This window comes from Rhodococcus sp. A14 (genome assembly GCF_011603105.1).
Lineage (GTDB): Bacteria > Actinomycetota > Actinomycetes > Mycobacteriales > Mycobacteriaceae > Rhodococcus_F > Rhodococcus_F opacus.
The window spans coordinates 1-9,924 of record NZ_JAAOQS010000182.1; the positions used below are offsets into that span (position 1 = coordinate 1).

Annotated in this window: 7 protein-coding genes and 2 pseudogenes; 7 read left to right on the forward strand and 2 right to left on the reverse strand. The window is 63.2% G+C overall.

The window, feature by feature from the left end:
* Positions 1 to 355: 355 nt before the first annotated feature.
* The 4 genes and pseudogenes from G9373_RS47405 to G9373_RS43585 all read left to right on the forward strand — a co-directional run bounded on the left by G9373_RS47405 (position 356) and on the right by G9373_RS43585 (position 2,457).
* A pseudogene (locus tag G9373_RS47405) lies at positions 356 to 970 on the forward strand (aldehyde dehydrogenase family protein).
* Complete coding sequence (locus G9373_RS43575) at positions 967 to 1,452, forward strand: nuclear transport factor 2 family protein (RefSeq protein ID WP_120660273.1); 486 nt, start codon at positions 967 to 969, stop codon at positions 1,450 to 1,452. Before G9373_RS47405 ends, G9373_RS43575 begins: the two are co-directional and overlap by 4 nt.
* A gap of 46 nt (positions 1,453 to 1,498) precedes the next feature.
* Entirely contained in the window at positions 1,499 to 1,975 is a 477-nt protein-coding gene (locus G9373_RS43580; RefSeq protein WP_167121049.1) for a nuclear transport factor 2 family protein, read from the forward strand.
* Between the two features lie 41 nt (positions 1,976 to 2,016).
* Positions 2,017 to 2,457 carry a nuclear transport factor 2 family protein gene (locus G9373_RS43585; RefSeq protein ID WP_167121051.1) on the forward strand — a complete coding sequence of 147 codons (441 nt, stop codon included), beginning with the start codon at positions 2,017 to 2,019 and terminating at the stop codon, positions 2,455 to 2,457.
* 185 nt (positions 2,458 to 2,642) lie between these two features.
* Here the strand turns inward: G9373_RS43585 and G9373_RS43590 are convergent, their stop codons facing one another.
* Together G9373_RS43590 and G9373_RS43595 are read right to left on the reverse strand one after the other, a co-directional pair.
* Complete coding sequence (locus G9373_RS43590; protein ID WP_240961109.1) at positions 2,643 to 3,500, reverse strand: SDR family oxidoreductase; 858 nt, start codon at positions 3,498 to 3,500, stop codon at positions 2,643 to 2,645.
* A 192-nt stretch (positions 3,501 to 3,692) separates the two neighbouring features.
* On the reverse strand, positions 3,693 to 4,085 hold the full coding sequence (locus G9373_RS43595; protein WP_346842932.1) for an SDR family oxidoreductase: 393 nt from the start codon (positions 4,083 to 4,085) through the stop codon (positions 3,693 to 3,695).
* A gap of 16 nt (positions 4,086 to 4,101) precedes the next feature.
* Between G9373_RS43595 and G9373_RS48020 the strand changes: the two are divergent.
* The 3 genes and pseudogenes from G9373_RS48020 to G9373_RS47415 all read left to right on the forward strand — a co-directional run.
* Positions 4,102 to 6,934 (forward strand): annotated as a pseudogene (locus G9373_RS48020) (LuxR C-terminal-related transcriptional regulator); the annotation flags it as partial.
* A 542-nt stretch (positions 6,935 to 7,476) separates the two neighbouring features.
* Positions 7,477 to 8,700, forward strand: a complete 1,224-nt coding sequence (locus G9373_RS43610; protein ID WP_206033839.1) for an FAD-binding oxidoreductase — start codon at positions 7,477 to 7,479, stop codon at positions 8,698 to 8,700.
* Positions 8,701 to 9,478: 778 nt separating this feature from the next.
* Positions 9,479 to 9,814: a hypothetical protein gene (locus G9373_RS47415; RefSeq protein ID WP_240961111.1), complete on the forward strand. Its 336-nt coding sequence runs from the start codon at positions 9,479 to 9,481 to the stop codon at positions 9,812 to 9,814.
* Positions 9,815 to 9,924 lie beyond the last annotated feature (110 nt).

Below are 9,924 nucleotides of genomic sequence, written 5' to 3' on the forward strand. Positions count from 1 at the left end.
CGCTGCTTGACTTTCCGGGCATCCGCGCTCTCGCCCGACCCGGTTTCCTTCCCTGCCATTCATCAATGATCAAGCAGCACGGTGCGAATCACGCGCAACGACACACCCTATTACCGAAACATCTTTAATCGCGGCAGATCGGTCTCTTCTACCTGCCGGCCGGTGACCGCGACCCGCATCGATCGGTATCGGTGGTCAGGCGCATCGGCGATTTGACGGCTGTTCGGACCGGGCGTAGGGATGATTCGAGCATGAGCACCGCCCGTTCTATGACCTTTGACACAAACAGCGCATTTACCGAAACTGAAGTCAGTTCGAGTACCGGTCTTCGTCGGAGTGAGGCAAGGAAACGTTCATGTACGCCGGTCAAGTGTGTACTGCCGGATCGCGAGTATCGGTACATAGCTCGATCCAGGACGAGTTCACCGCTGCGGTACTCGCGGGCACGCAGGGTATGAAGATCGGTTCTGGCTTTGACCCAGCGGCGCAACTCGGCCCCCTTGTCTCCGCCGAGCAACTCGACAGGGTGGGCTCATATGTCGACATCGGCAAGAACGAAGGAGCCACCCTCGTCAGCGGAGGTTCCCGCGTCGACGGGCCTTGATACTTTTATGAGCCAACTGTTTTCACCGGAGTAACCAACGACATGCGCATCGCGCAGGAGGAGATCTTCGGCCCGGTGATGGCGGTGTTGTCCTTCGATGACGAGGAGGGGGCGATCAGGATCGCCAACGACACGAATTACGGTCTCGCCGCAGGAGTGTGGACCAGCGACCTCGATACGTCCCAGCGGGTGTCGGCGGCGCTCAACGCGGGCACAGTGTGCATCAATAGCTATCAAATGGTCTACCCCGGCGTCTCGTTTGGCGGCGTCAAGCTCTCCGGACACGGACGCAATCTCGGCGAAGCCTCGATCGGCGAGCTAACCCAGGTCAAGATCGTGTGGACGAAAGTCGTTGAAACACGATGACAATAAGAGGGCGAGGGACCATCGGCGACGATCGGATCGCGATCGAAGAAGTTTTGTACCGCTACGCGTCGAGTGTCGATTCGGCGCAGATGCATCAGCTGCACGATGTCCTGCATCCTGATCTGCAAGCGCAATACGGCAACGGGGAACTCGTCGAAGGCGCGGACGCCGTCATCACTTGGATGACCGACTTCACGAAGACATGTGAATGGCAGCACCACATGCTCAACGTCTATCGCATCGACATCGAGGGCGATAAGGCGACGGCGCTCGTCTACCACAACTCCTTCGAGAAGTTCGCCGGCGCCGACGACGTCTGCTTCTTGATCGCTCGCTACCACAACGAGCTGGTGCGCCATGAGGGCACCTGGAAGATTTCCAAGCTTGTATTCGAAATCGTCTGGGGTGAAAAGCGCCCGGCCGACAATGGATACATTGCCACAGTCGGTGGCCGTGGTCCGAAGATCCCCGGCTGGCCCTGAAGATTCGACGAGCGTATCTCATCAGACACCTAGTAGGAACACGATCATGACAATCGACGAACTGCTCGACATCGAATCCATCAAACATCTCCGCACCCTCGGATCCGCCTACCTCGACGGGGGCCGTTTGGATGAGCTGGTGGAGCTGTATCACCCCGACGCAGTGTGCGATTTTGGTCCGTACGGGAGTTGGACGGACCGCACTGAGTTCAAACAGAAGTTCGCCGACGCCGAAAGGCCCTTCTACGCCAGTGGATACTTCCCCAACCTGCATGTCGTGGTCAACCACGTCGTCGAGCTCACCGGCAAGGACACTGCGACGGGGCTTGTCTATCTTCTCGACTTCGTGACCGGTGATCAGATCCGCGAAGGGGGCAACCCACTCTACTGGCTCGGCGTCTACGAGGAGTCCTACTGCCGCACCGGTGACGGTTGGAAAATCGTGCGCCAGAGTCTCAACTTCATGTGGCCCGAGCGCATGCTTGGCGAGGGATTTCTAGCCCGTCAGGCCGTCGCTGAATGATTCGTCGCCCGAAAACTCAGCGACCTATCGAGGAGAAGTACATGACCATTCCCACCGTCAGCCCGCAGCAAATTGCGGACATCGAAGAAATTCGCATGCTCTCTGCACGTTACGCACGAGGGCTCGACCAGTTCGACATGGAGGCGCTGATGGAGCCTTATGCCGATGATGCCGTGTTCGACGCCCGACCGATGGGACTGGAGAGCTACTCGGGTCGCTCGGCGATCCAGGAGTTCTTCGCCCACAACCAGAACGTCATGGCAGATCAGATGCACCTGTTCAGCAACTTCGTCATCGAGTTCAACGGTTCCGACGAGGCTTACGGGAGTAACTACCTTCTTCAGGACGGACACAACAAGGATGGTGCGACCGTTCGGTGCTTCTGCCTCAACAATGACACCTACAGGCGCACTGCGGACGGTTGGCGGATCGTCTCGCGACGCATTAGTCCACTGATGCCACCACAGCTCGATTCATACTGAACATTCTGAGTTTCACAGAAACTCGACGGGGCGCTACACGGTCAACCCGCACGTAGTGGCGAGCGCCGCGTCGACGCATGAACCCCGCTGCTCGGTGAGGCCCTTTCACCGAGCAGGTCAGGATGCGGGATGTCCGGGTGGCCTGTCGCCTCGCATTTTCGGCGGGTGTCACAAGGCGCTGATCCTCAGGTGGTTCCGGCGACGAGGCCGGATGCACGACCCTCGGTGACCATCGGGGAGTGCTCGGTGAAGCCCCCGTCGACTCTGATGACCTGCCCTGTGATGTACCGCGCGGCATTGGAGTGCAGGAACGCGACGACCCGGGCGATGTCCTCGGGCTGACCGACGTGAGGGGTGTCGCAGTGGCGCGTGTACTGGGTAATCAGCTCGTCCCCGAGTTGGAGACTGGGGGAGCTCAGTACGAGTCCAGGCGCCACGGCGTTACATCGGATTCCTTGTTTGCCATGCTGTGCGGACACTGCGCGCACGAGCTGGTTGACGCCCGCCTTTGCGACGCCATAGGTGGTCAGGTTGAGCTCGCCCATCTCGCCGGAGATCGACGACGTGCAGGTGATGCTGCCGCCGCCGGTGTTCACCATTGCCGGGATCGCGTGCTTGCAGCCGAGCATCGGGCCCAGGAGCAGTGTTTCGATCTGGGCACGGAAGGTGTCCACCACGAATTCCGTGATGGGCGGGTCGCCCGGCTCCCATGGAATCCTCAGGTCGGCGGCGTTGTTGTGCAGAATGTCGAGTCGTCCGAACTCGTCCACTGCGGTCGCAATCATCCGCTGGACCTGTTCCTCAACGCGGACATCGGTCTCGACGGCGATTGCGTCTCCACCGTCGGCCCTGATCTGCTTCGCCCGTTGCTCGGCAACCTCGCCATTGATGTCCGCGAGTACGACCTTGGCGCCGAGTTGCGCAAACAGACTCGCGGTCGATGAGCCTTGGCCGACGCGGTAGGGATCGTCGTCGCCATGGAAGGACGCTGCGCCGGTGACGATGGCGACCTTGCCGGTGAGATCGATCATGCAGTTGGTCATTCTCGCTCCATTTCCTCATGCGCCACGGGAGGCGCCGTTTCGCGACGATGGGTTGCTCATTTCAGTCACGTCCACGACTCGTTCAGCATGTTCGGCCGGGTAGTCGCCGTGGCTGTACCGCCGATCCCGCTCGACCTGGCTGTGAAACCGCACCGTGATAGGTGACGCGGACGTATGACGTTGGTGGACTGGTTATGCCGCACCGTTGGCGTTCTGGCCGGCCGCGACGGAGAGGGTCTCGCCGGTCATGTGTTTCGCACCATCGGAGACCAGGAACATCAGTGCGTCCGTGATTGCCTGAGGGGGAATCCATGGAATTCCCTGGGGCTGATACCGACAGAATTCTTCGGCGACGTCGCCGATTGTCGGGGAGTCGAGGTCGGGTCGGAACAGCCTGTACATCGTGCTGTTGTGGATGATCGGAGTGTCGACGCAGCACGGGCAGATGACGTTCACCGTGGTCCCGGTGGTTGCCACCTCGAGGGCCACGGTTTTCGCAAGCCCGATGACCGCCCACTTCGAGGCCGAGTAATGACTGAATTGCGGGTACCCGCCTTTGCCGGCCATCGACGATGTGATGATCACCCGTCCCCAGGTCTTCACCGATTATGGTGAGCCGGCGCTGACAGATTTTGGAATCGCGCATATCTCCGGCGGCTTCGAGACCGGCACCGGAACGGTGACCGGGTCGCCGGCGTTCACCGCCCCGGAGGTGCTCAGGGGTGATCCGCCGAGCACTGCGTCGGATGTCTACGGGCTCGGTGCCGTCTTGTTCAGTGCCCTGACCGGCCACGCGGCATTCGAGCGCCGCACCGGTGAGCAGGTGGTGGCCCAGTTCCTGCGGATCACCACTGAACCGGTGCCGGACCTGCACGGGCACGGCATCGACCAGGACGTGTCCGCGGAGATCGCCCGAGCGATGGCCGCGAACCCTCAGGATCGGCCCTCCGCCGTCGAGCTTGGTGACGAGCTGCGACGGATCGAGGGCCTCAACGGATTCCCGGTCGATGAGATGGCGTTGCACGGCGGCGGATCGAATGCACTGCCGGGAGCGCCGAACCCCATCCGCACCGTTGTTGATTCCGACGAGCGTGCTGCGGTCGTTCGCTTTTCGTCGGTCGCGGATGGCGTGCGTGGTGCGGGGAATCTTCCCGTCGAGCTGACCAGCTTTGTCGGGCGCCGTAGTGAAATCACCGAGACCAGGGAGATGCTGTCCCGCTCACCGTTGGTGACTTTGACCGGGATCGGTGGTGTCGGTAAGACGCGCCTCGCGTTGCGGGTGGCCGCGACGGTGCAACGCGATTTCGTTGACGGGGTGTGGCTGGTGGAGTTGGGTGAACTGACCGATGCGTCGCTGCTCGCCAATGTGGTGGCCGGAGCGCTAGGTCTGAGGAACTATTCGGCGCGGCCTCTGCGTGAGGCGCTCGTCGAGTTCGTGGCCGAGCGGTCACTGTTGGTGGTCCTGGACAACTGCGAGCAGGTGGTCGACGCCGTGGCGGACCTCGCCGACACGCTGCTGCGGGCTTGCCCGGGTCTGCGGATTCTCGCCACCAGCCGTGAGCTTCTGGGAATCGGTGGGGAGGAGTCGCTCCGGGTGCCGCCGCTGACGGTACCCGATCCGGACCGGCAGTCGTCGTTGTCGGGACTGCCCAGCTACGACGCGGTCATGCTGTTCGCTGAGCGCGCCGCCACGGCCGTCCCGGGGTTCGAACTGACCGAGGACAACAAGACCGCGGTGGCCCAGATCTGTCAGCGCCTGGATGGGTTGCCGTTGCCGATCGAGTTGGCTGCGGCCCGACTGCGAGCGATGTCGCCGGAGCAGATCCTGGCCCGGCTCACCGACCGATATGCGCTGCTGACCCAGGGCAGCCGGCGCGCACCATCGCGGCAGCAGACATTGCGATTGAGCATCGACTGGAGCTACGAGCTGTGCACACCGGTTGAGCAACGAGTGTGGGCCCGAGTGGCGGTGTTCTCGGGCATATTCGAGCTCGATGCCGCCGAGGTGGTATGTGGACGCGGACTGGATGCGGCCGAGCTACTCGACACGATGGCCTCGCTGGTGGACAAATCGATCCTGATCCGCGAGGAATCCGGCACTGCGGTGAGGTTCCGGCTCCTCGACACAGTGCGCGATTACGGCCGCGAGAAGCTCCACGACAAGGCCGTCTTACAGGAGCTGTGCCGACGCCACCGGGATTGGTACCAGAAGTTTGTGCTTACGGGGGAGGCCGACTGGATCAGTTCACGACAGCTCGAATGGGTCAACCGGCTCGAGCGGGAGCAACCGAATCTCCGGGAAGCCCTGGAGTTCTGCGTGTCCGACAGCCCGGATGCCGGTCTGCGGATCGCCGCGGCCCTGTTCCCGTTCTGGAGTGCCAGTGGTCTACTGAGCGAAGGACGCCGGTGGCTCGCCCGCTTCCTGGCCGGAACCACCGGGGGGGCCGAGTGTCGACCGGGCCAAGGCGTTGTACGCGGCCAGCGTGTTAGCCGAGGTCCAGGGTGATCTTCAGGCGGGCGCCGCGCTGGTGGACGAGGGACTCGCGCTCGCCGAACAGTCGACTGACGCCATGATCGAGGCCCTCGCTGTCTATTCTGACGGCATCCTGGCGATCTTCGGCGGCGAACTGGGCCGCGCGTGCTCGCGCCTGGAAGACGCACTCGACACGTTCCGCGCACGGCAGAACCTTCCGCTCCAGACCGGCGCGACGAACATGCTCGGGCTGGCCAACACCCTGCGCGGCGAGACGGAACGAGCCCTCGAGTGCTATCGGCAGGTGCTCGCGCTCTCACAGGCACGCGGTGAGGTCGTGTATCGGTCCTATGCACTGTGGGTCATGGGCGTTACGGTGTGGCGTCAGGGGGATGCAGATCGGGCGGGGGGACTGCTCGAACGGTCGTTGCGCCTGACCCGAGAGGCGAGCAACCGGCGCACCGCCGCCTCGGGCCTCGAGGCGCTGGCCTGGATCGCCGCCGGAGAGAAGAAACCACGCCGCGCGGCCGTGCTGCTGGGGTCCGCCGAGGAGTTGAGTCGGTCGGTCGGCAGCGACGCGGTCGTGTTTCCGGGGTTGCTCGTCCACCACGAGGAGTGCGAACGGACGAGTCGTCGGGCGCTCGGTGAGCGTGGATTCGCGGAGGCCAGCCGGGAGGGCCGGCGGCTGGGGTTCGATGCTGCCGTCGCTTACGCCCTCGGCGAGCGGGCCCCGGGCGCCCCGCCGGCGCCGACCGCAATGCTGCCGAAACTGACCAAACGGGAGGGGCAGGTCGCCGATCTGGTCGCTGAGGGGCTGACCAATAAGGAGATCGCAGCTCGACTCGTGATCTCGCCGCGCACCGCCCAGGGGCATGTGGAGCATGTGCTGGCCAAACTCGGCTTCACCTCCCGCGCACAGATCGCCGCGTGGGTAGTGGAACAGAATCGAACCTCGCATTGAACAACGCGCGATCCGGCGTCGCCTCGACACCGTGTCGACGCTCCTTTACAGGCGGATCAAGAAGGCGTCAGCGGCCAGCGTCGAAGAATTGTCGAGACGATGTCACCACGCGATTTACTTCCATTGCGGTCGCCGAGGCTGCACGTGCGACGGCCTCTCCCTGGGCGGGATCAATGACGTCCATCGTTCGTCCGTCGGGGAGGGAACCACTCTTCCGTCTGCGACGTGGCCGAAGAAGTCGCGCGGGTGCGTATCGACGTCACCACAGGCAGGTCGCCCATGATGTCGAAAGCTCCTTCTGGGGTGAACACAACCGCGGCGCGATGGTGGAGGTCGCTGCTTAGCGGGCTGGTGTCGGTAGGTCGACTGCGTATCGGTGGATCGAGCGCCGCTTCCACCACCTCCGCGACCAGGGTTTTAGTGTCGCGGACGTTCGTCGACAGCTGCGGCTTGAGGTGCGCCGGGCAGATGCGTGGGAAGCGCGACGCGCGCTACGTGAGCACCGGATCAGAAAGGGCGATCAAGCGGCGCTGCGGGCGGCGGTGAAAGAATCGGCGCATCTGGTCGCTGCCGAGCTCAATCCCGCGCCGACACCAGCTCAGCTGCGGAAGGCTGTCCGCGCACACGGATCACTGCGAGTCCAGGGGCGCCACGGAGCGGAATTCCCGCTGGCACAAGAAGCGCTGCAGCTGTGGACCGACGCCGCCGAGGAGGGTGACTTCGACCTCGTCAAGGGTGGCAACCGTTACTTCCGCACAAAAGAGGACGAACTGCCCATCCTTCAGCACCTGGTCGAGGAAGCACACAAAGCCGGTCTGACTCAGGTGCAGTTGCTCGACGCCGCCCAGGTCCGTGAAATCATGCCGGCCGCCACCGGCCCCTTCCTGGGTGCCATGTGGAGCCCAGTCGACGCCCAGTGCCAGTCCGAAAAAGGCACTGAACTCTACACCCGTCGCGCGGAGAAAGCTGGTGCCCAAATCGCTTTCGGCGTCAAGGTCACCAAACTTATTGAAAGCTGCGGACGCATCATCGGCGTCGACACCACCGCCGGACGAATCCAGGCCGGCGCGGTCGTCGTCGGAGCCGGTGTCTGGACCCCCTACCTGGCCAAGACTGTCGGACTCGACGTTCCGATCATGCCCGTTGTGATGTCCGAACTCGAGACCGAACCGGTCAAGCCGCTGTTCGAACAAACCATCCGTGCCTTCGGATTCGGCTCGCGCCAGCGGCGCAACGGCAACGTCGTCGTCAGCGCGGGCCTGAATGCCAAAGTTGCCCACGGAGTCTCCCTCGCCGACTTGAACGGGCTCCGGTACTGGCTAACGCGGGCCATGTCTTTCCGCAAGAACCTGAAGGTCAAGTTCGATCTCGCCCGCACCATCGAACAGCTCCGACACCGCTCGACGCTGAGCACCGACCTTATCCCGCATGTCTCTCCCGAACCCACCTGTGACCGCAAGGTAGTCCATTCGGCCCTCGGCCGACTGTCCACCGTCATCCCTGAACTACAGGGCGCGAAAGCCACCCGCTACTGGGGTGGCCTTGTCGACATGACCCCGGACGGCCTGCCGATCATCGACGGCCACGTCGGACCCGAAGGCCTCCCCCTGATCACGGGCCTGGCCGGCCACGGGTTCACCCTCGGACCCGTCCTCGGTGAAATCGCCTCGGACCTGCCCCTCGACGGAGCCACCAAACGCGACATCGAGTCTTTCCGGCTCGCGCGTTACCAGGGCAAGGTCGACCAGCCCGAAATGATGATCTGACGCAATTGCGGCAACTCGATTCCCGAGACGACGCACGACGCGCCGACCAAACGGAATGACGCGAACCGAGCGCCTGCGCTGTAACCCGATCACCAGCGCACACGCTCACTTGACGGACGCTCCATGGTGGTGTCAACGAGGCCACCACTATGGAGCGTCTCACCAGACGAAATTCTGGTACCCCGCCACAGCGGACGGAAACGTAGAAGAAGAATGAGAATCGGAGTCGCACTACTACCCGAGATGGACTGGCCCGCAGACCTGTCGCGGTGGAAAAGAATCGAGGACTATGGCTTCGACCACGCCTGGACCCTCGACCACTTGGCATGGCGCAGCCTGGCCGACTCCCCGTGGATCGCGACGATTCCCACTCTCGTCGCGGCAGCACTGAACACCGAGACGGTTCGATTGGGCACCTTCGTCTCCTCGCCCAACTTCCGCCACCCCGTGCCATTGTCCAAAGAGCTGATCACCCTCGATGTGATGTCCGGCGGCCGAATCACCGTCGGCCTGGGCGCCGGCGCAACCGGTTTCGACGCCACTGTGCTCGGCAAACCGGCATTGACCCCACGGCAGGCGTCGGGCCGGTTTCACGAGTTCGTCACCCTCCTCGACGAGATACTCCGACAACGAATAACGACCCGACATGGCGAGTGGTTCACCGCGATCGAGGCGCGCAATGCTCCCGGCCCCCCTCCAGCATCCGCGGCCGCCCTTCGTGATCGCAGCCAAAGGTCCCAGGGGGATGAAGCTGGCACTTACCCAAGGAGAAGGGTGGGTGACGCTCGGACTAGCCGACCGCGAGTGCTCCGCGGAGGACTGGTGGTCCGGTGTCGCACACGCGGTCGAACGCTTCGAGATCTTCGCATCGAAAATGGGAACACCATCGACCTCGTTTGGCCGATACCTGGACATGGAATCCCGTGCGAGCGCCACCACCTCGCTCGAACAGTTCCGCGACGATGTCGGCAGGGCGGCCGCGCTCGGCTTCACTGACATCGTGACGGCATGGCCGCGCAGCGACGAACCCTTCCGCGGCGACGAACGGCTACTCGAGGAGCTCGCTGGTCAGCTCGAAAGCACTCGCCGGGGAACATTAAAGATGTTTCGGTAATAGGGTGTGTCGTTGCGCGTGATTCGCACCGTGCTGCTTGATCATTGATGAATGGCAGGGAAGGAAACCGGGTCGGGCGAGAGCGCGGATGCCCGGAAAGTCAAGCAGCG